This is a genomic window from Uliginosibacterium sp. 31-16, assembly GCF_030730865.1.
Classification (GTDB): Bacteria; Pseudomonadota; Gammaproteobacteria; order Burkholderiales; family Rhodocyclaceae; genus Uliginosibacterium.
This window is the reverse complement of record NZ_JAVALZ010000002.1, coordinates 370,117-392,536: the sequence shown is the minus strand read 5'-3', so window position 1 is coordinate 392,536 and position 22,420 is coordinate 370,117. Positions and strand designations below refer to the sequence as shown.

Below are 22,420 nucleotides of genomic sequence, written 5' to 3'. Positions count from 1 at the left end.
CATTGATGGCAGTCAGTCTGGCAATCAGACGATTTCAGCCTTGTCGATGACCACGGCCTCGACCGGTACGTCGGAGTGATAGCCGCTCTTGCTGGTCTTGACTGCGCGGATCTGATCCACCACGTCCAGACCTTCGACAACCTTGCCGAACACGGCGTAGCCCCAGCCTTGGGTGGTTTCGGCGCGGAAGTTCAGGAAGTCGTTATCCACGGTGTTGATGAAGAACTGGGCAGTCGCCGAATGCGGGTCCGAGGTGCGGGCCATGGCGATGGTGCCGCGGTCGTTCTTCAGGCCGTTGTTGGCTTCGTTCTTGATCGGAGCGTTGCAGGACTTCTGGCTCATGTCCGGCAGCATGCCGCCACCCTGGATCATGAAGTCCTTGATGACGCGATGGAAGATGGTGCCGTTGTAGTGGCCGGCCTCGACATAGGCGAGGAAATTCTTGACCGATTCGGGGGCCTTTTCGGCATCCAGTTCGAGGGTGATGACGCCGAAGCGGGTGTGCAGCTTGACCATGGATAGGCTCCGTAAAATGCGGGCCACAGCGTGCGGCCCGGCTGAAAACTAAAAAAGGGAGGGGTTACTTCTTTGCGGCGGGCAACAGTTGCACGCTCTTGATGATGATCGCCTGGGCCGGAACGTTCTGATAGGGCCCTGCGTTGGTAGTGGCAACGGCGCGGATCTTGTCGACCACATCCATGCCGGCAATCACTTTGCCGAACACGCAGTAGCCCCAGCCATCCTGGCCGGGATAGTCCAGAAAACTGTTGTTGACCGTGTTGATGAAGAACTGGGCGGTGGCCGAATGCGGGTCGCCGGTGCGTGCCATGGCGATGCTGCCGCGCTCATTCTTCAGGCCATTGCTGGCTTCGTTCTTCACCGGAGGCTGGGTAGGTTTCTGCTCCATCTGCTGAGTGAAACCACCGCCCTGGATCATGAAGTCCTTGATGACGCGGTGAAAGATCGTGCCGTCGTAATGCTTGTCTTCCACGTATTTGAGGAAGTTGGCAACTGTCTGGGGGGCCTTGTCGGCATTCAGTTCCAGTGTGATGTCGCCCATCGAGGTGACGATCTTGACCTGCGGTGCGGCCTGGGCTGCCGCATTCAGCGTCACCAGCAGCAGGGCTGCACCAGCCAGTTGCATGAGGCGGCGGAGCGGATTTTGCATCGAGAGTTTCATGTTCAGAGGGTTCCTTCGTAAATGATTTTCCAGCGCCCGCCTTCCTTGGCCCAGTACTGGCGCTTCTTGGCGACGTTGCTCAGGTTGCTGCTGCGGTAATCCTGTTCAAAGCTGACCATGACCAGATCTTCCTTGCCGGGGTTGCGCAGCACGCTGAGGTTGCGCACATCCACCTTGATCCAGCTCTTGCCCGTTGCAACGTCCCGCTTCTGTTTGCCCCAGGCTTCCCGATTCTGGTTGCCGGAGCGGAAACGGTCCGAGTAGTGATCGAGATATTTGTTGATGTCACGGCTTTCCCAGTCGGCGCGCCAGCTCTCGATCTCCTTGTTGAGGGCTGTGCGTTCGTTCTGCCAGTCGTCCAGCGACAGCCATTCGACACCGTTGCTGATGATGACCGGCGTCACCCCGATCTGCAGATAGCTCGACAGGGCGTCCAGATCCTGATTGGCCAGCACGACACAGCCCTCGGAAGCCTTGGGCGGGCGGGCGAAAGTGTCTTTGGGGACACCATGCAGCCAGATGCCGTGACCATTACGACCCTGCATCTTGTCCCACTCGTTTGGATAGTTCAGCGGGAAAGCGCGTTTGCCATAAAAGTCGCCGATTTTTTCCGGTGGCATCACGCCGGTGACCTGATAGACCCCGACCGGGGTCTTGTTGTCACCTTCGCGCTGTTTCTCCGCGCCCGCCTTGCCCTGGCTGATGTACCAGTCTGCCACGAAGATCGGGCGACCCTTGTCGTTGCGGTACAGGTACAGACGCGACTGCTGGGTGTCGACAACGATCGCGTGGTTCTGATCTTCGCGCATCTGCAGCAGGTAACGTGGTACCGCATCTTTCGCCGGCCGGTTCTTGTAACCACGCAGGCGCATGACAGCTTCATCGCGCAGATCAGCCAGGCGGTCTGCCGGAGCATTGGATGCATTGCCGAAGGTTGTCAGTGCTTGCGTGCGGGCGAGCAGCAGGTCGCCACGGATCAGGTGAGCCAGACGGAAATTGGGATACAGACGCAGCAGGTTTTCGGTGCGGGTCAGCGCAACGTCCAGCTTGTTCTGATCGATATCCCGCATGATCAGGCTGATGGTTGCATCCGGGCCGGCGTCGGAGACACCAGCCATGATTCCCACAGGAGCGCCTGCTTTTGCGGATGCCGCAAGTGCTGCGCAAGCAATGACGCGGTGCAGCCTGCTGCTGAACAGTTGTATCAGAAGCTTCTTCAACGGCCGATCCGCTCTTGCTGGATTTGCCAACGACCATTGCGTTGCACCATCGCCAGGGTCTTGCCGCTGGCCGAATTGAAGGTGGACGAGTCGTAATGCTGCTTGAAGCGCACCGTGGCTTCGCTGCCTTTCACTGCTATGTCGATGTCTGACAGGGAAACCTTGATTTCCCCGGGTTTGGTGACGCGCTGGGTGCGTTCCTCTTCCCAGGCCTTGCGGGCCTTCTTGTCAGGAACCTGAAAGTCCTTGGCGTAATAGGACAGATATTCCTTGGCATTCTTGTTTGACCAGGCTGCGGCCCAGGCCTGGATGGCCGTGCGGATCGCTTTCTTGTCGTCTTCTGCAGGCGCTGCTGTCGTTGTTGCGGGTTTGCTGGCCGGCTGTGCTGCGGCTGGCGTGACAGGCGTGACGGGTGCTGTTGCAACCACGGTGACAGGCGGTTTGGCGACCGGGGCGTTTGCTGCCGGCGGCTGGGATGCCGGTTGCGGATTCAGTGCAGGGGCCGGCGCTTTCGTGGCAGGCGTTGCCGCGGCCACGATGACCGGTTTGCTGGCTGCCGGGGGAGTGCTTGCCGTAGTGAGGTCACGCAGCAGGTTCAGTTTCGCCTGGGCGTTGGTGTTTTTCGAGTCGATCTGCAGCGCCCGGTCGTAGGCCTGACGCGCCATCTTGGCATACAGGTCGCCCAGATTCTCATGCGCGACAGCATAGGACGGGTGAGTGCGGATGGCCATTTCGAGCGCGGCCTTGGCCTTGTCGAATTGTTTCTGCTGGGCGTAGATCACGGCCAGGTTGTTGTAGGGCTCGGGCAGTTCCGGAGCTTCTTCGGTGAGTTTGACGAATACGGCGGCCGCATCGTCGAGCTTGTTCATTTCGGCGAGAATCACGCCCTTGAGGAAGCGGGCCTGGCGATCTTTGGGATTGGCCGCCAAGGCGCGTTCGACTTTGTCCAGGGCCTGGCTCTGCTGACCTTGTTGCAGCAGGGTCTGAGCTTCAGCCAGTGGATTGGGTGACTGGGCCTGTGCCGTGGTGGCGAGGATCGAAGTGGACAGAGCCAGCAGCGCGGCGACACAGATGCGGAAGCAAGGGGAGTTCGAGCGGCGCATTATGGTAGAGTCGTTCCAGTGCGTTGATCGGCAGAATCCTGCGGATTTTACTGTACATCTGCCTGTAATCCCAATGCCTTGAATAATCTTGCCCATCTGCACACCGACGGATGAGCACGAGACCTTACTTGCCCGAAGTTTGACACCATGATCCGGATCCATAATTCGCTGGCCCGCGAGAAGCAGGCTTTCAACCCCATCGAACCCGGCAAGGTGCGCATGTATGTGTGCGGCCTGACCGTGTATGACTACTTCCACATCGGCAATGCACGCACCCTGACGGTTTTCGACATGGTGTATCGCTGGCTGAAGGTTGCCGGCTATGACGTGAAATACGTGCGTAACATCACCGACGTGGACGACAAGATCATTGATCGTGCGAACAAGAACGGTGAGCCGATCGAGGCGCTGACCACCCGCATGGTCGCGGCCATGCATGAAGACTGTGACCGCCTGCTGCTGTTGCGTCCGGATGCCGAGCCGCGTGCTACGCAACATATCGATAACATGCTGGGTCTGATCGGCGATCTGGTCACCAACGGCAAGGCCTATCCGGCCAGCAATGGCGACGTGTATTACGCCGTGCGCGAGTTCCCCGGCTACGGCAAACTTTCTGGCAAGTCCATCGACGATCTGCGTGCCGGCGAGCGTGTGGCGGTGGATGGCCACAAGCGTGACCCGCTCGACTTCGTGCTGTGGAAGGCGGCCAAGCCGCAGGAGCCGCACTGGTGCTCATGCTACGGCGAGGGGCGCCCCGGCTGGCATATCGAGTGCTCAGCGATGAGCAAGGCCGAGCTCGGTGAAACCATCGATATTCACGGTGGCGGCTGGGATCTGCAGTTCCCGCACCACGAGAACGAGATCGCCCAGAGCGAGGGCGCATCGAACAAGCCTTTCGTGAACTACTGGATGCACGCGGCCTTCCTCAACATGGACAACGAGAAGATGTCCAAGTCGCTGGGCAACGTGTTCACCACTCGCGAAGTGCTCAACAAACTTGATGCAGTGCAGGGCGGCGAGGCTGTGCGTTTCTTCCTGCTGCGCGGGCATTACCGCTCCGAGATCAACTACACCTGGGACATCCTGCAGGACGCCCGCGGCGCGCTGGTCTCGCTCTATACCGCCTTGCGCGACGTGCCACCCGAGGTGCCGCCGGCCGAGGTGGCGCTGGACTGGAACGAGTCGTGGGCAAAGCGTTTCTTTGACGCCATGTGCGACGACTTCAACACGCCGATGGCTTTTGCCGTGTTGTTCGAGCTGCGCAACGAGATCAACCGCACGCGTGACGCGAAGCTCTCGGGTTTGTTGCGTGCGCTGGGTGGCACACTGGGCTTCCTGCAGGCCGATCCGGCAGCATTCGTGCAGGGGACGGTGAGTGACGATGCGGCAGAGATTGATGCCTTGATCGTCGCGCGCAATGAAGCCAAGAAAGCGAAAAATTTTGCCGAGGCTGATCGCATTCGCGACGAAATCAAGGCGCGTGGCATCATTCTCGAAGACGGTGCCGGAGGTACGACCTGGCGTCGCGCCTGATGTAAATCTGCTGTGTGGGGTAATCTCGAAATTCAGGTACTCAGCGTACGCCTCTGTACGCTTCGGCGCTTCATTCCGGCCTTGCCCCGCTTGTGACGATTTCCATCCAGGCGCGGATCGGCTGCGTTTCAAGTCTGGAGACATGTCATGCAGGTCTTTCTGATTGCCAACCCCAAGGGGGGCGTGGGCAAAAGCACACTGGCGACCAACCTTGCCGGTCTGCTGGCGCAACGCGGGCGGAGTGGGGACAACATCCGGGTGATGCTGGGTGACGTAGACCGCCAGCAGTCTTCGCGTTTGTGGCTGGATCGACGCCCGGCCGTTTTGCCGCGGATCGGCTCCTGGGAGCTGCATCCTGGCAAACCGGCCAAGCCACCACGTGGCACTACGCATGTGGTGCTGGACACGCCGGCCGCCATGCATGGCGACAAACTCAAGGAGTGCCTGAAGCTGGCGCATCGGGTGCTGGTGCCGGTGCAGCCTTCGATGTTCGACATCCTGGCGACGCAGGCGTTTTTTGCCGAACTGGCCGAGATGAAGGCCGCACGCGGTCTGCCGGTCGTGCTGGTCGGCATGCGGGTGCATGAGCGCACGCGTTCGGCCGAAGAGTTCCTGCGTTTCATCGAAACCATCGGCCTGCCGCTGATTACCTGCCTGCGTGACACACAGAACTACGTGCAGCTCGCGGCGCATGGCATGACGCTCTTCGACGTGGCGCCCTCGCGCGTTGGCAAGGATCTGGCGCAGTGGAGCGCGATTGAAGACTGGCTCGGCCTGCGTTTGCCGCCGACGCTGGATTAGCCACTGCCTGTACCCTGAAGAGCCGCACGTAGCGAGGATCTTCAGGTGCTCGCCTCGCTAATCAAGGCTGCGTGCTGGTCTACGGGCAGGTATGCTGCAGAGCAAGGCCCACGCGGCTCTGCGGGCAACCATAAAAAAGCCCCGCACGCGGCGGGGCTTGGTCATGCAATCCGGGAAGGGATTCAGAACTTGAAGTAGGCTTCGGCGTTCTTGTAGCAGATGCCTTCGATGATCTTCTGCAGCTGTGCCCAGTCCTGCGGGTATTCGCCGTTTTCGACCCAGCCGCCGATCATGTTGCACAGGATGCGGCGGAAATATTCGTGACGGGTGTAGGACAGGAAGCTGCGCGAATCCGTCAGCATGCCGATGAAGGCGCCGAGGTTGCCCAGTTGCGACAGCGCGGTGAGCTGACGCTTCATGCCGTCCTTCTGATCAAGGAACCACCAGCCCGAGCCGAACTGCATCTTGCCGACGACCTTGCCGTCCTGGAAGTTGCCGATCATGGTGGCCAGCACTTCGTTGTGGATCGGGTTCAGGTTGTACAGGATGGTCTTGGGCAGCTGATCGTCGCCATCCAGCGTGTCGAGGAAGTGGGCGATCTTGGCCGAGATCAGGTCGTCGCCGATCGAATCGAAGCCGGTGTCCGGGCCCAGATTGCGGAACATGCGCGCGCTGTTGTTGCGCTGCGCGCCAATGTGCAGCTGCATCGCCCAGCCACGCTGCGCGTACTGACGACCCAGATGCAGCATGATGCCGGTCTTGTAGGCATCGGCCTCGTCCTTGCTCACCGGCTCGTTGTTCATGGCCTTGGCGAGAATGCCTGACAGTGTGGCGTCCGAGGCTTCGGTGAAGAAGGCTACATCGATGGCATGGTCCGACACCTTGCAGCCATGCGCTGCGAAATAGTCCAGACGCAGATCCAGTGCCTTGAGCGCGTCGCCGAACGTGTTGATCGACACGCCCGACACGACGGAAAGCTTGCGGATGTAATCTTGGAAGCCTGCGCGGTCGATGTTGAAGGCCTTGTCAGGACGGAAGGTGGGCAGCACCTTGACTTGGAAACCGTCGGCGGCGATCGCCTTGTGATGCGCCAGATCATCGACCGGATCGTCGGTGGTGCAGACCGCGCGCACGTTGGAGCGCACCATCAGGCCACGGGCGGACAGTTCCGGCGTGCCGATCAGGCTGTTGCAGTGTTCCCACAGTTCGCCCGCCGTTGCGCCGGACACCAGCGTCTTGGTGCCGAAATAGCGTTGCAGCTCCAGATGGCTCCAGTGGAACAGCGGATTGCCCACGCCCATTGGCAGCACTTCGCAGAATTTGCGGAACTTGGCTTCATCCGGCTGATTGCCGGTCATGAAATCCTCGGTCACGCCGGAGGAGCGCATGAAGCGCCACTTGTAGTGGTCGCCACCGAGCCAGATTTCGGTGATGTTCTTGAACTGCTTGTTGCCGGAGATCTGTTCGGGTGGCAAGTGACAGTGATAATCGATGATCGGTTGCGGCGCGGCGAACTCGTGGTACAGCTTTTGCGCGGTGGCGGACTCGAGCAGGAAGTTCTCGTCCATGAAGGTCTTGGCCATGCTGTGATCTCCTGAAGTACATAAGGGCGGCTCAGGATTGTCTGAGTGCCACAAGCAAAAAGCTGATTATGTTGTCAGACCAATTATGCCATAAACAGGGATTTACCCTAAGTTGTCAGACGAAGTGGCTTGACACTGGGCTGGCATCCTTGCAGAAACGGCCTGTCAATCCACTTCTGGCGTGCCCCTTCAGGCTGGCTGTCCGGAGAGCCAATCCGCAAGCGGCTCTCTGGGCATATATGTTTCAAACCCCGGCGTATGCGGAAAAACCGCCGTCGACCGCAATGATTGAACCGGTGACAAAACCGGATGCCTTCGGCTCGACCAGCCAGAGCAGGGCGCCGATCAGCTCATCGGCTTCGCCAAAGCGGCGCATCGGGGTCTGGGCGATCACTTTTTGGGCGCGCGGCGTGTAGTTGCCGTCCTCCTGCAGCATCAGCTTGTGGTTCTGCTCGGTGATGAAGAAGCCCGGCGCAATCGCATTCACACGCACACCGCTCTGGCCCAGATGCACGGCCAGCCACTGGGTGAAATTGCTGACCGCAGCCTTGGCGCCGCTGTAGGCGGCAACTTTGGTCAGGGGCTTCATCGCCGACATCGACGAGATGTTGATGATCGAGCAGCCTGGACGGCCAAGCATCTGTTTGGCAAAGACCTGACTGGGGAGCAGGGTGCCCATCAGGTTCAGGTCGAACACGAACTTGAAGCCTTCCATGTCCAGGTCAAAGAAGTTGCTGCCGCTGTCCGCGCTATCCAGATATTCCTGATCAGTGATGCCTTTTGGGTGATTGCCACCGGCACCGTTGATGAGAATGTCGCAGGGACCGAAGGTGCTGGCGATGTGGGCGGCAGCGTTTTCCAGCGCGGTGCGGTCCAGCACGTTGCAGGACATGCCCTGGGCGATGCCGCCTGTTGCTTCGATTTCGCTGGCCAGCGCTGTGGCCTTGGCCAGATCGCGGCCGATGATCACCACCTTGGCGCCGCAAGCTGCCAGAGCGCGACACATGGCCGCACCGAGGATGCCGGCACCGCCCGTGACGACGGCAACCTTGTTGTTCAGATCAATCGAAAAGGGAAGCATGGTGGTCATTCCTGAAAAGTTTTACCGCAAGGACGCGGAAGAAAAAAGCGGGGTTTCAAGATCCTTTGTAATGCGCATGCGACAGGGATACCCCTTGTAAGCGGGACAGGCTCTGCTGCGTTTGCGCCGAAGGATTCTGCGACCGCGGTCTGGCTGTATTCGCGGTATTGCCCTGTGTGGCGCCGCGCCATCTGTGCAGGCGAGGCCGGGCAATGCCTGGGATTAAGCTTGGCCGCTAAATCCAATCGGTACTTGTATGGTAGTATAGAAGAAAGGTTTCTGTCAAAATGAATCCAGGCAAGATAAGGTGACAAGCATGGAAACGATTCCTCTCAGAGCGGCGTCCATCGGCGCGCAGGTGCATCAGCAACTGCGTGACGCGATCGTGCGCACCGAGCTGAAGCCCGGTACTGCCTTGTCAGAGGCCGAAATTGCAGCACGCTACGAGATCAGCCGCCAACCGGTGCGCGAGGCTTTCATTCGTCTGGCGCAGGAATATCTGGTCGAAATCCGTCCGCAGCGCGGCACCTTTGTACGGCGTATCGTGGTGTCCGAGGTGCTGGATGCCCGTTTCGTACGTGAGGCCATCGAGGTGGCGGTGGCACGCGAGGCGGCGAGCCGGGCAGACGCAGCAGGCATTGCACGTTTGCAGTCTGCCGTGGCAGCGCAGGGGCTTGCCCGGAACAATGCGGAGTTTCTCGCCGCCGATGAGGCCATGCATCGCGAGATCGCGGTGATCGCCGGGCGGGAGGCCGCCTGGCGGGTGGTGGATCAGGTCAAGGCACAGATGGACCGGATGCGCTATCTGAGCTATCAGGATGTGAGCCCGACGGACCGCCTGATCAGCCAGCATCGCAGCATCGTGGAGGCCATTGCTGCGCACGATGCGGAGCGTGCCGAGGCCGCCGTACGTGAGCACATGGCCGACATCCTGCAGCAGCTGCCGCAGCTGGCACAGCGTTATCCGGAGATGTTCGAGGGCGCGTGAGTACGCATGCTGTACACCCGCATGCAGCAAGGTTCTACACGCAGGGTGGCTGAAGAAGCCCTGTGGGTCTAGCTCTCCAGCCGGGCCTCGCGGGTCATCAGTTGCTCGACGGCATCGCGCGGATTGAGGCGACCACAGAGCACTTCCTGTACGGCCCAGGTGATCGGCATGTCGACCCCGAGTTCGGTCGCGCGCTTGACCACGGTTTCAGTCGTCAGCACGCCTTCGGCAACGTGGCCGAGTTCCTTGAGGATTTGCGGCAGCTGCTTGCCTTCGGCCAGTGCCAGACCGACACGGCGATTGCGCGAGAGGTCACCGGTGGCGGTAAGAATCAGGTCACCCATGCCAGCGAGTCCCATCAGGGTGTCGCGGCGGCCGCCGAGTGCAGCGGAGAGACGGGCGATTTCTGCCAGCCCGCGGGTGAGCAGGGCGGCGCGGGCGTTGAAGCCGAAGCCCAGTCCGTCGGAAATGCCGGCAGCAATCGCCAGCACGTTCTTGACGGCACCCCCGATCTCGGCGCCGACGATGTCGTCATTGGCGTAGAGGCGCAGGCGTGGATGCATCAGCTGGCCGGCCCAGTAACGGGCGAATTCGATATCGGCCGAAGCCAGGGTGATCGCACAAGGCAGACCGGCTGCGACTTCCTGGGCGAAGCTCGGGCCGGTCAGGGCGCCACGGCCCACGGCGGGAGCCAGGAATTCGGCGGCTACTTCATGCGGCAGCTTGCCGGTACCGGCTTCAAAGCCTTTGCACACCCACAGCGCGGGCAGGGCCGGGAATTCGGCGGCAACGCGTTTCAAGGTGGGGCGCAGGCCGGCGACCGGAGTGGCAATCAGAACCAGCTCGGCGTCACGGCAGGCGTCAGCGAATTCGTGGGCGATTACCAGGCCGGCTTCCAGCGGAAAGTCCGGCAGATAGCGCCGGTTGCTGCGTTCAGCGCGCATTTCCTCGGCGTGATCGGTTTCGATGGTCCACAGGGCGATCTGGTGCCCGTTGGCGGCATAGGTGTTGGCCAGCGCGGTACCCCAGGCACCGGCGCCGATCACGGCGATACGAGACACGTCAGATTCCCCAGACGGATTTGAGCGGAACGTAGCCGGTCTGGCCGTCCCGATGTTTGACTTTTAGCCAGGCGCCAGCGGGCTTTTCGATCACTTCGAGCAGCACGTCCTTGCTGGCGGAGAACACTACAGGCGCGGCCTCTTCGGCACGCTGGCGTACATCAGCACCAGATGCTGCCGTGACGATGACCTGACGGGTGTCGCTGAGCGCACCGCGCTCCACCCAGCCCAGCCCGCCGGACTGTTCGCGCACCTTGGCCCATCGATCGACAATGACAATGATCTCTACCGGCGTGCCCTTGAGCAGGATGAACTGCGGTTGAGCCTTGGTGGAGCCTGCGTCATAGACGATGGCGTTGTCGGCGAGCGACTTGTAATCGAGCGCACTGGCAAGCCCTGGAGCTGCCAGTGCGATCAGTACGGAAACGCGCAGGAAAAAACAGCGAATCATCGCATTCCGGCCTGTGGTCAGTTACTGGATGGGAACTTCAATCTTCGGCTGCTGGGCGGCCAGCTCTTGCTGACGTGCCTCGTACATGCCTTCAAAGTTCACCGGGGCGAGCAGCACAGGCTGGAAGCCGGCGCGGGTGATGGCGTCGGAAATGGTCTCGCGGGCGTACGGGAACAGGATGTTGGCACAACCGATCATCAGGATCGGCTCCAGTTCTTCAGCCGGAATGTTGCGAATCTGGAAGATGCCGCCTTGTGCCGCTTCGACCAGGAACACGACCTTGTCGCCTTCTTCCAGCTTGGCGGTCACGGTCACCGTGATGGTCACTTCAAAGAAGCCTTCGCCCACGGCGGCGGCTTGGGTGGCGAGTTCGACATTGACGGCCGGCGAAGCGGGTTCAAGGAAGATCGCCGGTGCGTTGGGCACCTCCAGCGACAGGTCCTTGACGTAGAGTTTTTCGATCTTGAAAACGGGTTGCTGGTTCTGGTCCATGTTGCTTTGATCCGGTTGGATTGAAAAAGAACTCACTCGCCTGCCAGCAGGGCGTCGAGCTTGCCTGCGTGGTCCAGCGCATACAGGTCGTCGCAGCCCCCGACATGGGTGCTGCCAATGAAAATCTGGGGAACGGTGCGGCGACCAGTGATTTCCATCATGTGATCGCGCTGGGCTGCGTCAAGGTCGATGCGGATCTTTTCGATCTCGGCAACACCCTTGCGGCGCAGCAAGGCTTCGGCGCGAACGCAGTAAGGGCAGACTGCGGTCGCATACATCACGACCTTGTTCATGCTTTCTTGCCGCTTACAACAGGTTGTCCAGCGTCTTTCCAGCCCTTGATGCCGCCGTCCAGATTGAAAACCTGCTCGAAACCGGCCTTGCGCAGGACTTCCACTCCTTTGCCGGAGCGTGCGCCGCTGGCGCAGACCAGCACGACCGGGCGGGACTTGTTCTTGCCCAGTTCGGTCGCGCGATCAGCCAGCTCGGCCAGCGGAATGTGCCGGGCCTCGGCAATCCGGCCTGACTCCAGCTCGGCGGCATCGCGTACATCAACGATTTGTGCGTTCTGACGATTGATCAGCATGACCGCCTGACCAGGCGTGACCGCATTGGCGGCACGTGCATCGCGCAGCACCGGCAGCAGCAAGGCAGCACCACTGATGAGAGCAATGGTGATCAAAAAGAGATTCTGTGCAACAAATTCCATGGTTTCGCTTCAACAAATCGGTTTAGAGGATGAACCGTATCAAAAAGGCCGCCGAAAGGGCGTAGTGAGCGCACGAGCAGCGTAACTGATCCGATACAATAACACTTTTGCCGCGACACGCGCTTTGCGCCGGTCGAAGCAATTTCCCTGAATCCGTTTTCTCCTCCTCTTGATAGGCTTACGTCATGTACAAGATTGTGTTGATGCGCCATGGTGAATCCACCTGGAACCTTGAAAACCGCTTTACCGGCTGGACCGATGTGGATCTGACTCCGCGCGGTGTCGAAGAAGCGGTCACTGCCGGCAAGCTGCTGAAAGAAAAAGGCTTTGAATTCGATCTGGCCTACACGTCGATGCTCAAGCGCGCCAACAAGACCCTGAATGTAGTGCTCGAAGAGCTGGATCAGCTGTGGATTCCGGTTGAGCACAGCTGGCGTTTGAACGAGCGTCACTATGGTGCGCTCCAGGGGCTGAACAAGTCCGAAACCGCCGCCAAGTTCGGTGAAGATCAGGTTCTGGTATGGCGTCGTTCCTACGATGTGCCGCCGCCCGCACTGGATCTGGATGATCCGCGCATGGAAGACAAGGCGCCGCGCTACGCAGAGATGAAGCCGGGCGAGTTCCCGCGCACCGAGTGCCTCAAGGACACAGTGGATCGCTTCGTGCCCTACTGGCTGGAAACCATCGCTCCGGTCGTGAAGAGTGGCAAGCGCGTGGTCATCGCTGCTCACGGCAACAGCCTGCGTGCGCTGGTCAAGTATCTTGACAACATGAGCGAGGAAAACATCCTCAAGCTCAACATTCCGACGGCCCAGCCGCTGGTGTATGAACTGGATGCTGATCTGAAGCCGATCAAGAGCTACTACCTGGCTGATCCGGAAGTCATCGCCGCCGCCATGAATGCGGTGGCCAATCAGGGTAAGGCCAAGGCCTGATGGTGAAACGGGCGGCTCTTGCACTGTTTCTTGCAGGAGCCTGCCTGCTCTCCATTGGTGCGCATGCGGCACCAGCCGACAGCAAGCGCGGCGAATTGTCTGCTCTGCGTGAAAAAATCCGCAGTCTGCAGGACGAGGTAGCGCGCAGTGAAGAAAATCATGTCGAGGCGGCTGATGAACTCGCGGCGTCAGACAAGAGCATCTCCGGTGCTCAGCGCCGTTTGCGTGAAATCAGTCGCTTGCGTGATGAAGCAGAGGCTGACGTCGAGCGCCTGACCGAGCAGCGCTTGGCGCTGGAAAACGAAATCGCCATCTTGCGCAAGCAGCTGGGTGATGCCGTATTCCGCACTTATGTAGAAGGTGGACAGGCGGGAACCCGACGTTTCCTGAGTGGGGACAATCCGAACCAGCTGTCGCGCGACGCCTATTATCTGGAGCAGATCGCGCGTCAGCGCATCGCTTCCATTGAGCAGGCACGCGTGGCGATGCAGGCCTTGCAGGACGTACTGCGCGCTGCCGAGCAGCGGCGTGCCGAGCTTGTCGATCTGGAGAAGCAGCGTCGCCGGGAGCAGGAGAATCTGCTTGGCGAGCGCAAGAAACAACGCGAAGTGCTGGCCCAGATATCCAGCCAGTTGCGCAGCCAGCGCAGGCAGATGGCCAACCTGCAGCGTGACGAAGCACGCATGGAAAAGATCATCAAGGGACTGGAGCGGATTACGCGCAGTCTGCCCCCCAAGCCTTCCCGGAACGTAAGTCTACCAGCGCTTTCTTCGGCGCCGGTTTCGCCTGGCAGGACTGAGCCTGGCATTGGCCGGGCTGACAATGTGGCCGGAGCCGAATCGGTGGAGCTTGCTTTCGGTGAGCGCAAGGGGCGTCTGCGCTGGCCGGTGAAAGGTGAACTGACAGGGCGCTTTGGCACTCAAAGAGCAGAGGGTGCAAGCGCCTGGCGCGGGGTTTTCATTCGCGCCGGTAACGGCGCCGAGGTGCGCGCCGTGGCTGGTGGCAAGGTGGTTTTCGCAGATTGGTTGCGTGGTTTTGGCAACGTCGTCATCATTGATCATGGCGACAGCTACATGACTGTCTATGGCAACAACGAAGCCATCTTCAAAAACCCCGGCGATGACGCGAAGACAGGCGAGGTGATTGCCAGCGTGGGCGTCAGCGGTGGGCTGGATGAATCAGGTTTATACTTTGAAATACGTCATCGCGGCCAGGTGCAGGACCCGGTCCGCTGGGTCGCCGCAAAATAGTGGAATCTCTGGAGAAGTAATGAGCAGACTGAAGCAGGTTGGATTGGTTCTGAGCGGAGTGTGTCTGGGCATTCTGGTCAGTCTGCATTATGCGGCTAACGCCAATCGGGACAGTACGGCCGGACAATTGCCGGTCGAGGAAGTACGCAACCTGGCCGACGTATTCAATGCGGTCAAGCAGTACTACGTTGAACCGGTTGACGACAAGAAGCTCATCAACGATGCCATCAGTGGCATGGTGGCAGGGCTGGACCCTCATTCCACCTACCTTGATGAAGAAGCGTTCAAGGACCTGCAGGTTTCAATCAAGGGTGAATTTGGCGGTCTGGGCATCGAAGTGACGATGGAGGACGGCCTCGTCAAGGTCGTCAGCCCGATTGAGGACACTCCTGCGTTCCGTGCCGGAGTGAAGTCTGGTGATCTGATCTTCAAGATTGACGATACTTCGGTCAAGGGCCTGTCCATTTCCGAAGCCGTCAAACTGATGCGTGGTGCCCCCAAGACCGCTGTGACCCTCAATATCTTCCGCAAGGGTGAGAGCAGGCCTGTCGTGGTCAAGCTCACGCGCGAAATCATCAAGGTGCGCAGTGTCAAGTCCAAGATGATCGAGCCGGGTCTGGGCTATGTGCGGATCACTCAGTTCCAGGAGCAGACCACCGCCGATCTGGCACGTCATCTTGAACAGCTCAACAAGGAAAGCCCGCTCAAGGGGCTGGTGCTTGATCTGCGCAACAATCCCGGCGGCCTGATTGATTCGGCGGTTGGCGTTTCGGCGGCTTTCCTGCCGCAGAAGAGCCTGGTCGTCTATTCCGAAGGGCGTACGCCGGACACCAAGCGCAAATATCTGGCCATTCCGGATGATTACTCGCGTGATGCCGGCGATCAGCTCAAGAATCTGCCGAAGAACATCAAGACCATCCCGATGGTGGTCATTCTCAACGGCGGCTCTGCCTCGGCGTCTGAAATCGTTGCGGGGGCCCTGCAGGATTACAAGCGCGCCAAGCTGCTGGGCATCCGCAGCTTCGGCAAGGGTTCCGTGCAGTCGGTAATCCCCATCGTGCCCGGCAAATCGGGCGTTAAGATTACGGTGGCCAAGTATTTCACGCCTAACGGGCGCTCGATCCAGGCCAAGGGTATCGATCCGGATTACGTGGTGGATGAAACGGCGAATGGCTCTTCCGAACCCTTCATGCGCGAAGCCGACCTGAATCGCCATCTGGCCAATCCGAATGAGCAATCGGCCCCCGCCGCTGCCGTTTCAGCTCCCGCGCCCAAACCCGTGAAGCCGCGTGCCACGGATGATGAAGGCAGCGAGTTGCCGCGTTTCGAGCTGGCAGGCAAGGGCGATCTGCAATACGAGCAGGCTATCAATCTGCTCAAAGGTTTGCCGGTTGCTGTACGCAAACAGGTTGAGCAGAGTGCGCCAGGTGCTGCTGCTTCGGCGCCGTGATCTAGAATCAATCAAGAGCGTGCTGGCCCCCACCGGGGGCGGCACGCTGCAGCGCAAGAGGGGGTCACATGATGCGTCGTGAAACTGCCTACAAACTGGCCGGCCGCAAGCACCAGCATGGTAATGCGCTGGATGAAGCCCATTGCCACCATGAAATGCGCTTTGCCGCCGAGCCCGCCGACCAGGCCGGGCGTGCGCTGACCGTGTTGCAGCAACTGGCCTGGTTGCGTGTCGAGCACAGCCGTCAGGCTGATACCCTGAGTGTTCGCTACGATCTGTCTCACCACAGTCTGCGTGAGCTGGAAGCGTATCTGGAAGAGCAGGGCTTCACGCTCGACAATTCCTGGGTCTCGCGCATCCGTCGTTCGCTGGCGCATTTCTGCGAAGACACCCAGACGCGCAATGCCGCATCGCCGCAGCGCCTGATCAAGCAATCCAATCAGGTCTACGTGAAAGCCTACGAGCAGCACCCACACGGTGATCATGACGATACGCCGGTGGAGCTGCGCGAGATCAAGTAACGCGGAGCCGGCACAGCGCTGGTCGCTCCGCCTTTGCTCTCACATTCTCAATGCACCGTAGGCCCGTCCGGGCCAAACAGCGCTCGCGCCTCCTCGGCGCTGAAGTGGTATTCGTGATTGGACAGGTCGTCGCGGATCAGCACTTCACCGTGTTCGGCAAGGATGTGTTCGATCTCCGTGGTGCCGAGACCGCGCAACATGGTGGCGATCTTGTCGCGGTCGGGTGGAAAATCGTGATTGACCTTGCGCGGCTCGAAAACCCGCACGGTTTCTTCGGCGAACAGACGCCCCAGTACTGCATGAGCATCCAGCCCGAACAGTTCCTCCGGTTTCACGGTTGAAGCCAGATGTGCGGCGCGGTTCCAGCCGTCAGAATCCTTCAGTTCGGCGCCGGGCAGCTTCTGGAGGAACAGCCCCGCTGCCTGCTTACCGTTGGCGAACAGATGCAGTACTGCGGGTTGCTGTTCGGATTGCGCCAGATAGTGTTCAAAAACGGCGGCAATCGATTCGCCTTCTACCGGCACGTAGCTCTGATAGGGCTGGCGCGCATCGGCCATGTCCAGCGACATGAGCAATTGTCCGTCGCCCAGCAGGCTGGCGAGCGGCACCGGGTCTTGCCCTTCAAGGGTGTGCCGGGCGTAGCCACGCAGATTCAGGTTCTCCGGGCAATCAATGACCAGCAGCGAGAGTGCTCCCTTGCCACTGAGCTGGAAGGTCAGGCGTGCCGGCTGCTTCAGGTTGGTGGCAATGATGGTGGTGACTGCACACATCTGACCGAGCACGGACTGTACTGCCGGCGGGTAGCTGCGACCGGCGCACACGGCCTGCCATACCGTATCAAGCTGAACAATGGCGCCGCGGATGTCGAGATTTTCAAGCAGGAAACGGGTGACCTGATCAGACATTGCGGGCTCCAAGCACCTGGGCATAGCGAGCGGCGTCGAAACCCAGCAGGGGTTCGTTGCCGCCAAGAATCAGCGGGCGTTTGATCAGGCTCGGGTTGGCGACCATCAGGCGGATGGCCCTGGCCTGATCGAGATTGCTGCGATCCGCTTCCGGCAACTTGCGCCAGGTGGTGCCGCGCGTGTTGACCAGTGCCTCCCAGCCCAGGTCTGCGCACCAGACGGCAAGTGTTCCGGCGTCGATGCCGAGTTTCTTGTAGTCGTGAAATTCGTAGGGAAGGTGCTGTGCATCGAGCCAGGCGAATGCCTTGGCCATGGTGCTGCACTGCTTGATGCCGAATATCTTGATCATTATGTGGGCTCTGGAACTTTCTGAGACCGGGATTTTCTCATTACCAACTGCATCGTGCACCTGATTGCGTGCCCGTGGGGGCCGAAGAGTGCGAAAATGATCCCGATCCGGTCTTTGCAAAACGAAACGATTCGCCGATGAAAAAACTGATGCGTTGTCTGGGGGCTCTTGGGCTGGGGGTTGCCGTCCTGATGGCGGTGCCCGCACAGGGCGCTACCAAGAAGAAAGCCGTCAAGAGCACCGAAGCCACCACCAAACCTGCCAAGAAGGCCACCAAGGCGCCGGCCCGCAAGGCAGCCGCTTCCCGCAAATCCACGGCCAGCACGGGTCAGCAGTGTCGGGTGCAGAAACTCAAGGGCGGCAAGACCCGCCGGGTCTGCAAGGGTGCCGCTGCGGATCCCTTGCTGACCAGCCCGATCCAGGGCAATGCCCTGAACAAGCCGGCTCCTGCCGACAGAAGCCCGGAGATCAAGGCACGCTCGGCGCCTGATCGCGCCTATGCGGTCGATGGTGAAACCTTCTTCTTCCAGGGGCGCAAATACCGCGTGGCAGGCCTGGAGGGGGCTGATAACAGTGACATGGCCACGCAGCGGCTGCAGAAGGCGCTGGAGAGTGGGAGTCTGTCGATCGACCCGCAGAGTACCGATGATGCCGGTGTTTCGAGTGCGCTGGTGCGGATCAACGGACGCAATCTGGCGGATCAGCTGCACTGAGTGCAGGCGTTCCTGCGGACATAAAAAAGCCCGTCGCCTGACGGGCTTTTTGCTGTGCGACCGGATCAGTGCAGGTGCTTCGGGACCTGCTCGGCCTTGTCTTCGGGCAGTTCAGCATGCACCGCTTCGCCTTCCGGCGAGGGGTACATCGGCGCGCCGCAGTCGTCACAGAATTCCAGCGGAAAGCGGTTGTCGAGATGCTCGATGCGGGTGATGCCGCTGTCTTTGAGCGTGGCGTCGATCTGGGCGGGGACGTCGCCGGCATCATCTTCTGGTCCGAGCATCGGCCAGACCACGCCGTGTACGACGGCAGAGCTGTCCGCCGTGGTGAAGCCGATCCGGTATTCCTCGATCTGGCGCTCGTAGAAGGGAGCGACGATGGCGCGCAGGTCGCTCGGCGCGATGTCCAGCGTTGTGCTCAGGAAGGCGGTGGAGGCGCGGATTGAATACGGGCGCGAGGCACGGTCGGCCTGACGGCAAGCGGCGAAATAGGCGTCCGGCAATTCCAGCTCCATGGCACAACCGGCCAGCATGGGCTGCAGGCAGGCGCCGCCCTGGGCGCGCCATTGCTCCAGCGCCTGTTCGCGTGAGCAGCCGTTTTCCTGCCAGCGGAAAATCGGTGCGCCGGGCTGGACGTGCACGGCGGCCAGCACGTAGCGCAGATCAGAGAGAAAGCGCGAGGTCTCCGGCAGGGTTTCCGCATCAAACATGACGGTACCTTCGGCGAGTGTCGCCTCGGTCATCTGGGCGGTGAAGCGCGCCGTGTCGCAGTAGCCCTGCGGCAACTGGTCCGGGCTGAACAGCACATTCGCGATACCCAGTTTCACATCCCTGGCCAGCACATGCGCCTGCAGATGCACGCGCAGATTGTTCAGGGTCTTGGCCGGGATCGTACCGGCGGGAATCGTGAAACGCGACCAAGCCAGCACCGGTGCGGCGATCAGCAGGATCTCGCCATGTTCGTTGGCGCTTTGCTCGGCGCGCGTCTCGATGGTGTCGGCGAGTACATCGTAGGCGCGCTGATTGGAGGCCTGCAGCTGATCCAGCAGAGTGATCAGCGTGTCTTCGTTTTCCGAGTGCAGCAACTCATCCACCGCGCTGGCCAGACGCAGTTCCCAGAACGCATCCTCGGCGCGACTGCCCGATTCGGCCAGGCCATTGACCAGCCACAGGATATCGTCGGCATCGTGGGGAAGGCCGCTGCGGCGGCTGAAACGGGAACGCTTCATGGTGTCGGATCAGGGTTTTCGGAAGGCGTGAAGTCTAGCACCGCCGGACCGGGGCCGGCCGTTTCAGGTCAACACCCACGACCTTCCCGAAGAGCCTCTTCTGGCATGGCTTTGCGCGAGGCATGGTCTGGGAGTCGCAATCGACCTTGTTCTTCAGGCAGGGGGCGTGCAGATCCTTGCTGCATGCGGCTCTTCAGGATGGGCTTGTCGGGTGCTCAGATCCGGTGCTGCAGGGCTTCCCACAAACCCACTACGTCATCCGTGCCGAGCAGGAAGCTTTTGCCACTTTTCTGGGTAATCAGTATCGCGTCGCGCCCGGATACGTTGTAGAGCCAGCCGCGCCGGGTGTAGTGGATGCCCCAGCCCTCCAGCCAGGTGGAGCGGGTCATTTCGGCGCTGGCGATTTCGTTCAGGGGCAGTTGCTTGCGGATCAGGCCGGGGCCGAAGCGCCAGTGCAGGGTGTCCGCCGTGACCGAGATGCTCAGCGAGGCAAACAGGTAGGCCCCGATGATCATCAGCACGCAGAGGGATATCAGGCTGCCGCGATAATCCGCGTGGTTCCAGGCGGAAAGTGCGCAGACCAGCAGGGGAATGCCGATCAGGCTCAGCAGGGCGTTTGCCGGCTGCTTGTGCTGATAATCCGCAAGACTCTGCGGACGTGAAGCCAGCTTCTGGCGGGAGGGGCGTTTGCTCGGTTTGCTCATGGGTATCGGCAGTGGTTCAGGAAGTGGTGAGAATGGCCCCGGCCAGGCTATCAACGCCGGCTTCCGACAGATCGTCTGTCGTGAAACGTGCGGCACTGCCAAAGCGGGTGAAGTTGCGGTTCTGCGAGCGGGCGTAGAGCGGATCGTAATGCCGCTCGATCAGCTCGGCATACAGTGCGGGCAGGGCCCGGGCGCGCGCCCAGTCCTGCCAGCGCGCCAGGGTTTCATTATCGAGGTGACCCTTGAGGTAGCCCAGCTTTTCGGCCAGCCGCGCGGGCTCATCCCCCAGCCAGGCATAGTCGCGCAGCAGGTAGGCGATTCGGGCCTCGCGCGTGGCGCTGATTTCGATGCAGGTTGCCGCACGCATCGCAGCGACCAGCGCTTCAGGCACGAACAGTGCGCCGATCTTGCGGCTTTCGGCTTCGACGAAGACCGGGCGGGCCGGGTCGAATTCCTTGAGGGTCTGCTGGATCGTGGTTTCAAACCATTTCTGCGCCGGCTGGGGCTGCTCGGGCAGACCGCCGAGCACCGAGCCCTTGTGTGCGGCGAGCCCTTCCAGATCCAGCACCTGCGCGCCCTGGCGGGCCAGCGCCAGCAGCACGGCGGTCTTGGCGCTGCCGGTGGCGCCGCACAGCACACGCAGATCCAGCCTCGCGGGAATCGCGGCGAGATCGTCGATGACGTGCTGACGCCAGGTCTTGTAACCGTTTTCGAGCTGGCAGGCCTGCCAGCCGACCAGTCGCATCCAGGTCACGAAGGAGCCACTGCGCATGCCGCCGCGCCAGCAGTAAAGCAGCGGGCGCCAGTTTTTCGGGCGGTCGGCGAGGGTGGTTTTCAGGTGACGGGCGATGTTCTCGGCGACCAGCGCACCGCCCAGGCGGCGTGCCTCGAAAGGCGAGTGCTGCTTGTACAGGGTGCCGATCAGGGCGCGCTGTTCGTTGTCGAGCACAGGGCAGTTGATTGCGCCGGGGATACGATCTTCGGAATATTCGGCCGGCGAACGGACGTCGATGATCTCGTCGAAGGCCGAGATATCTGCTAGGGTCACCACGGCTTTGGACATTAGGGTTTGACGATGCAAGAAATCAGATTGACGCAATTCTCCCACGGCGGTGGCTGTGGCTGCAAAATCGCGCCCGGCGTGCTCGCCGATATTCTCGCGCGGGCGCCGCAGGGGATCATTCCGCCCGAATTGATGGTGGGAATCGAAACCTCGGACGACGCGGCGGTGTATCGCCTCAACGACGGTCAGGCGCTGATCGCCACCACCGACTTTTTCACTCCCATCGTCGATGATCCGTATGACTTCGGGCGCATCGCCGCGACCAATGCGATCTCCGACGTGTACGCCATGGGCGGCACGCCGATCATGGCCCTGGCGATTGTCGGCATGCCGCTGGACAAGCTGCCGCCCGAGGTGATCGGCAAAGTGCTAGAAGGCGGCGCCAGCGTGTGTCGCGAAGCGGGCATTCCGATTGCCGGCGGACACTCCATCGATGTGCTCGAACCTATCTACGGTCTGGTTGGGCTGGGGCTGGTGCACCCGGACAAGGTGCGGCGCAATGCCGATGCACGTGCCGGTGACGTACTCATTCTGGGCAAGCCGCTGGGTGTCGGGATCCTTTCCGGCGCGCTGAAGAAGGGCGTGCTGGATGCGGCCGGGTATGCCGAAATGATCCGCCACACGACCCAGCTCAATCGCGTCGGCCCGGCGCTGGCAGCACTGGATGCCGTGCATGCCATCACCGATGTGACGGGCTTCGGCCTTGCCGGTCATTTGCTGGAAATCTGCCGCGGCTCGAAGCTGGCGGCGCGGATCGAGTTCAATGCGGTGCCGCGGATTGCATTGGCCGAGGGCTTTGCCCGTGAGGGCACCCGCACCGGTGCCAGCCCGCGCAACTGGAAGGCGTATGGCCCGGAAGTGACGCTGCCATCAGGCTTTGCCGACTGGCAGCAGACTCTGCTGACGGACCCGCAAACCAGTGGTGGGCTGCTGGTGAGCTGCACGCCGTCCGTCGCCGGGGACGTTTTGCGCCTGTTCCGTGACAACGGATTCGGGGCCGCAAGCGTTATCGGAGAACTGATGCCGGGGACTCCCGGAATAACCGTGGTTTGAGTGCATCATTGTTGTAGCCAAATGAATCGAGCGCCCGCAGATGGCG

The 22,420-nt window shown here is 60.9% G+C and carries 25 protein-coding genes; 9 read left to right on the top strand and 16 right to left on the bottom strand.

Annotated features, from left to right (window positions below; all coding sequences use genetic code 11):
• Positions 1–24: 24 nt before the first annotated feature.
• The 4 genes from Q9Q94_RS09605 to Q9Q94_RS09590 form a co-directional block, all read right to left on the bottom strand.
• Complete coding sequence (locus Q9Q94_RS09605) at positions 25–516, bottom strand: peptidylprolyl isomerase (protein WP_305979842.1); 492 nt, start codon at positions 514–516, stop codon at positions 25–27.
• Between the two features lie 64 nt (positions 517–580).
• On the bottom strand, positions 581–1,168 hold the full coding sequence (locus tag Q9Q94_RS09600) for a peptidylprolyl isomerase (RefSeq protein ID WP_371929838.1): 588 nt from the start codon (positions 1,166–1,168) through the stop codon (positions 581–583).
• 14 nt (positions 1,169–1,182) lie between these two features.
• Positions 1,183–2,298, bottom strand: a complete 1,116-nt coding sequence (locus Q9Q94_RS09595; protein WP_305979841.1) for a murein L,D-transpeptidase family protein — start codon at positions 2,296–2,298, stop codon at positions 1,183–1,185.
• A 98-nt stretch (positions 2,299–2,396) separates the two neighbouring features.
• Positions 2,397–3,503 (bottom strand): tetratricopeptide repeat protein, encoded by a 1,107-nt coding sequence (locus Q9Q94_RS09590; RefSeq protein ID WP_305979840.1) that lies wholly within the window; start codon positions 3,501–3,503, stop codon positions 2,397–2,399.
• A gap of 147 nt (positions 3,504–3,650) precedes the next feature.
• On the opposite strand from Q9Q94_RS09590, the gene cysS reads away from it, so the two are divergent.
• A complete protein-coding gene (cysS, locus tag Q9Q94_RS09585; protein WP_305979839.1) occupies positions 3,651–5,036 on the top strand; it encodes a cysteine--tRNA ligase in 1,386 nt (461 codons plus the stop codon).
• A 147-nt stretch (positions 5,037–5,183) separates the two neighbouring features.
• Positions 5,184–5,837, top strand: a complete 654-nt coding sequence (locus Q9Q94_RS09580) for a ParA family protein (protein ID WP_305979838.1) — start codon at positions 5,184–5,186, stop codon at positions 5,835–5,837.
• A 182-nt stretch (positions 5,838–6,019) separates the two neighbouring features.
• Here the strand turns inward: Q9Q94_RS09580 and uxaC are convergent, their stop codons facing one another.
• Both uxaC and Q9Q94_RS09570 read right to left on the bottom strand, forming a co-directional pair.
• Positions 6,020–7,420 (bottom strand): glucuronate isomerase, encoded by a 1,401-nt coding sequence (gene uxaC, locus Q9Q94_RS09575; RefSeq protein WP_305979837.1) that lies wholly within the window; start codon positions 7,418–7,420, stop codon positions 6,020–6,022.
• 244 nt (positions 7,421–7,664) lie between these two features.
• A complete protein-coding gene (locus tag Q9Q94_RS09570; RefSeq protein WP_305979836.1) occupies positions 7,665–8,501 on the bottom strand; it encodes an SDR family oxidoreductase in 837 nt (278 codons plus the stop codon).
• Between the two features lie 316 nt (positions 8,502–8,817).
• Between Q9Q94_RS09570 and Q9Q94_RS09565 the strand changes: the two genes are divergently transcribed.
• On the top strand, positions 8,818–9,489 hold the full coding sequence (locus Q9Q94_RS09565) for a GntR family transcriptional regulator (protein ID WP_305979835.1): 672 nt from the start codon (positions 8,818–8,820) through the stop codon (positions 9,487–9,489).
• 68 nt (positions 9,490–9,557) lie between these two features.
• On the opposite strand, the gene Q9Q94_RS09560 is transcribed toward Q9Q94_RS09565, so the two are convergent.
• The 5 genes from Q9Q94_RS09560 to Q9Q94_RS09540 are packed head-to-tail and all read right to left on the bottom strand — an operon-like array spanning position 9,558 to position 12,175.
• Entirely contained in the window at positions 9,558–10,550 is a 993-nt protein-coding gene (locus tag Q9Q94_RS09560) for an NAD(P)H-dependent glycerol-3-phosphate dehydrogenase (protein ID WP_305979834.1), read from the bottom strand.
• 1 nt (position 10,551) lies between these two features.
• A complete protein-coding gene (locus tag Q9Q94_RS09555) occupies positions 10,552–11,001 on the bottom strand; it encodes an SH3 domain-containing protein (RefSeq protein WP_305979833.1) in 450 nt (149 codons plus the stop codon).
• A 21-nt stretch (positions 11,002–11,022) separates the two neighbouring features.
• Positions 11,023–11,493 (bottom strand): protein-export chaperone SecB, encoded by a 471-nt coding sequence (gene secB, locus Q9Q94_RS09550; protein WP_305979832.1) that lies wholly within the window; start codon positions 11,491–11,493, stop codon positions 11,023–11,025.
• A gap of 32 nt (positions 11,494–11,525) precedes the next feature.
• Entirely contained in the window at positions 11,526–11,786 is a 261-nt protein-coding gene (gene grxC, locus Q9Q94_RS09545; protein ID WP_305979831.1) for a glutaredoxin 3, read from the bottom strand.
• A complete protein-coding gene (locus Q9Q94_RS09540) occupies positions 11,783–12,175 on the bottom strand; it encodes a rhodanese-like domain-containing protein (RefSeq protein ID WP_305979830.1) in 393 nt (130 codons plus the stop codon). The genes grxC and Q9Q94_RS09540 overlap by 4 nt, the downstream gene beginning before the upstream one ends.
• A gap of 212 nt (positions 12,176–12,387) precedes the next feature.
• Here Q9Q94_RS09540 and gpmA point away from each other — a divergent pair, with 212 nt between their 5' ends.
• From gpmA to Q9Q94_RS09520, 4 genes are all read left to right on the top strand, one after another.
• Complete coding sequence (gene gpmA / locus Q9Q94_RS09535) at positions 12,388–13,137, top strand: 2,3-diphosphoglycerate-dependent phosphoglycerate mutase (RefSeq protein WP_305979829.1); 750 nt, start codon at positions 12,388–12,390, stop codon at positions 13,135–13,137.
• Complete coding sequence (locus tag Q9Q94_RS09530) at positions 13,137–14,387, top strand: murein hydrolase activator EnvC (RefSeq protein ID WP_305979828.1); 1,251 nt, start codon at positions 13,137–13,139, stop codon at positions 14,385–14,387. Before gpmA ends, Q9Q94_RS09530 begins: the two co-directional genes overlap by 1 nt.
• Before the next feature lie 19 nt (positions 14,388–14,406).
• A complete protein-coding gene (locus tag Q9Q94_RS09525) occupies positions 14,407–15,837 on the top strand; it encodes a S41 family peptidase (protein WP_305979827.1) in 1,431 nt (476 codons plus the stop codon).
• A gap of 68 nt (positions 15,838–15,905) precedes the next feature.
• Positions 15,906–16,358, top strand: a complete 453-nt coding sequence (locus Q9Q94_RS09520; protein WP_305979826.1) for a hypothetical protein — start codon at positions 15,906–15,908, stop codon at positions 16,356–16,358.
• Between the two features lie 47 nt (positions 16,359–16,405).
• On the opposite strand, the gene Q9Q94_RS09515 is transcribed toward Q9Q94_RS09520, so the two are convergent.
• Both Q9Q94_RS09515 and Q9Q94_RS09510 read right to left on the bottom strand, forming a co-directional pair.
• Positions 16,406–17,263, bottom strand: a complete 858-nt coding sequence (locus tag Q9Q94_RS09515) for an Hsp33 family molecular chaperone HslO (protein WP_305979825.1) — start codon at positions 17,261–17,263, stop codon at positions 16,406–16,408.
• Positions 17,256–17,612 carry an ArsC family reductase gene (locus Q9Q94_RS09510; RefSeq protein WP_305979824.1) on the bottom strand — a complete coding sequence of 119 codons (357 nt, stop codon included), beginning with the start codon at positions 17,610–17,612 and terminating at the stop codon, positions 17,256–17,258. Before Q9Q94_RS09510 ends, Q9Q94_RS09515 begins: the two co-directional genes overlap by 8 nt.
• Before the next feature lie 137 nt (positions 17,613–17,749).
• On the opposite strand from Q9Q94_RS09510, the gene Q9Q94_RS09505 reads away from it, so the two are divergent.
• Positions 17,750–18,325 carry a hypothetical protein gene (locus Q9Q94_RS09505; RefSeq protein ID WP_305979823.1) on the top strand — a complete coding sequence of 192 codons (576 nt, stop codon included), beginning with the start codon at positions 17,750–17,752 and terminating at the stop codon, positions 18,323–18,325.
• Between the two features lie 65 nt (positions 18,326–18,390).
• Here Q9Q94_RS09505 and Q9Q94_RS09500 read toward each other — a convergent pair whose 3' ends face one another.
• The 3 genes from Q9Q94_RS09500 to mnmH all read right to left on the bottom strand — a co-directional run bounded on the left by Q9Q94_RS09500 (position 18,391) and on the right by mnmH (position 21,321).
• The gene (locus tag Q9Q94_RS09500) at positions 18,391–19,554 is read right to left on the bottom strand and encodes a DUF2863 family protein (RefSeq protein ID WP_305979822.1); all 1,164 of its coding nucleotides are present in this window, start codon (positions 19,552–19,554) and stop codon (positions 18,391–18,393) included.
• A 215-nt stretch (positions 19,555–19,769) separates the two neighbouring features.
• Positions 19,770–20,258, bottom strand: a complete 489-nt coding sequence (locus Q9Q94_RS09495) for a hypothetical protein (RefSeq protein WP_305979821.1) — start codon at positions 20,256–20,258, stop codon at positions 19,770–19,772.
• Between the two features lie 16 nt (positions 20,259–20,274).
• Positions 20,275–21,321 carry a tRNA 2-selenouridine(34) synthase MnmH gene (mnmH, locus tag Q9Q94_RS09490; RefSeq protein ID WP_305979820.1) on the bottom strand — a complete coding sequence of 349 codons (1,047 nt, stop codon included), beginning with the start codon at positions 21,319–21,321 and terminating at the stop codon, positions 20,275–20,277.
• A 12-nt stretch (positions 21,322–21,333) separates the two neighbouring features.
• Between mnmH and selD the strand changes: the two genes are divergently transcribed.
• Positions 21,334–22,374: a selenide, water dikinase SelD gene (gene selD, locus Q9Q94_RS09485; RefSeq protein WP_305979819.1), complete on the top strand. Its 1,041-nt coding sequence runs from the start codon at positions 21,334–21,336 to the stop codon at positions 22,372–22,374.
• The last annotated feature ends 46 nt before the right edge of the window (positions 22,375–22,420 follow it).

Excerpts from the sequence above, each read along its gene's own strand:
- Q9Q94_RS09580 (WP_305979838.1), top strand. The coding sequence starts at position 5,184 with ATGCAGGTCTTTCTGATTGCCAACCCCAAGGGGGGCGTGGGCAAAAGC.
- Q9Q94_RS09515 (WP_305979825.1), bottom strand. The coding sequence starts at position 17,263 with ATGTCTGATCAGGTCACCCGTTTCCTGCTTGAAAATCTCGACATCCGC.
- gpmA (WP_305979829.1), top strand. The coding sequence starts at position 12,388 with ATGTACAAGATTGTGTTGATGCGCCATGGTGAATCCACCTGGAACCTT.
- selD (WP_305979819.1), top strand. The coding sequence starts at position 21,334 with ATGCAAGAAATCAGATTGACGCAATTCTCCCACGGCGGTGGCTGTGGC.
- Q9Q94_RS09595 (WP_305979841.1), bottom strand. The coding sequence starts at position 2,298 with ATGGCTGGTGTCTCCGACGCCGGCCCGGATGCAACCATCAGCCTGATC.
- Q9Q94_RS09525 (WP_305979827.1), top strand. The coding sequence starts at position 14,407 with ATGAGCAGACTGAAGCAGGTTGGATTGGTTCTGAGCGGAGTGTGTCTG.
- Q9Q94_RS09500 (WP_305979822.1), bottom strand. The coding sequence starts at position 19,554 with ATGAAGCGTTCCCGTTTCAGCCGCCGCAGCGGCCTTCCCCACGATGCC.
- Q9Q94_RS09505 (WP_305979823.1), top strand. The coding sequence starts at position 17,750 with ATGAAAAAACTGATGCGTTGTCTGGGGGCTCTTGGGCTGGGGGTTGCC.
- cysS (WP_305979839.1), top strand. The coding sequence starts at position 3,651 with ATGATCCGGATCCATAATTCGCTGGCCCGCGAGAAGCAGGCTTTCAAC.
- uxaC (WP_305979837.1), bottom strand. The coding sequence starts at position 7,420 with ATGGCCAAGACCTTCATGGACGAGAACTTCCTGCTCGAGTCCGCCACC.
- mnmH (WP_305979820.1), bottom strand. The coding sequence starts at position 21,321 with ATGTCCAAAGCCGTGGTGACCCTAGCAGATATCTCGGCCTTCGACGAG.
- Q9Q94_RS09510 (WP_305979824.1), bottom strand. The coding sequence starts at position 17,612 with ATGATCAAGATATTCGGCATCAAGCAGTGCAGCACCATGGCCAAGGCA.
- secB (WP_305979832.1), bottom strand. The coding sequence starts at position 11,493 with ATGGACCAGAACCAGCAACCCGTTTTCAAGATCGAAAAACTCTACGTC.
- Q9Q94_RS09570 (WP_305979836.1), bottom strand. The coding sequence starts at position 8,501 with ATGCTTCCCTTTTCGATTGATCTGAACAACAAGGTTGCCGTCGTCACG.
- grxC (WP_305979831.1), bottom strand. The coding sequence starts at position 11,786 with ATGAACAAGGTCGTGATGTATGCGACCGCAGTCTGCCCTTACTGCGTT.
- Q9Q94_RS09600 (WP_371929838.1), bottom strand. The coding sequence starts at position 1,168 with ATGCAAAATCCGCTCCGCCGCCTCATGCAACTGGCTGGTGCAGCCCTG.
- Q9Q94_RS09495 (WP_305979821.1), bottom strand. The coding sequence starts at position 20,258 with ATGAGCAAACCGAGCAAACGCCCCTCCCGCCAGAAGCTGGCTTCACGT.
- Q9Q94_RS09555 (WP_305979833.1), bottom strand. The coding sequence starts at position 11,001 with ATGATTCGCTGTTTTTTCCTGCGCGTTTCCGTACTGATCGCACTGGCA.
- Q9Q94_RS09565 (WP_305979835.1), top strand. The coding sequence starts at position 8,818 with ATGGAAACGATTCCTCTCAGAGCGGCGTCCATCGGCGCGCAGGTGCAT.
- Q9Q94_RS09605 (WP_305979842.1), bottom strand. The coding sequence starts at position 516 with ATGGTCAAGCTGCACACCCGCTTCGGCGTCATCACCCTCGAACTGGAT.
- Q9Q94_RS09520 (WP_305979826.1), top strand. The coding sequence starts at position 15,906 with ATGATGCGTCGTGAAACTGCCTACAAACTGGCCGGCCGCAAGCACCAG.
- Q9Q94_RS09590 (WP_305979840.1), bottom strand. The coding sequence starts at position 3,503 with ATGCGCCGCTCGAACTCCCCTTGCTTCCGCATCTGTGTCGCCGCGCTG.
- Q9Q94_RS09530 (WP_305979828.1), top strand. The coding sequence starts at position 13,137 with ATGGTGAAACGGGCGGCTCTTGCACTGTTTCTTGCAGGAGCCTGCCTG.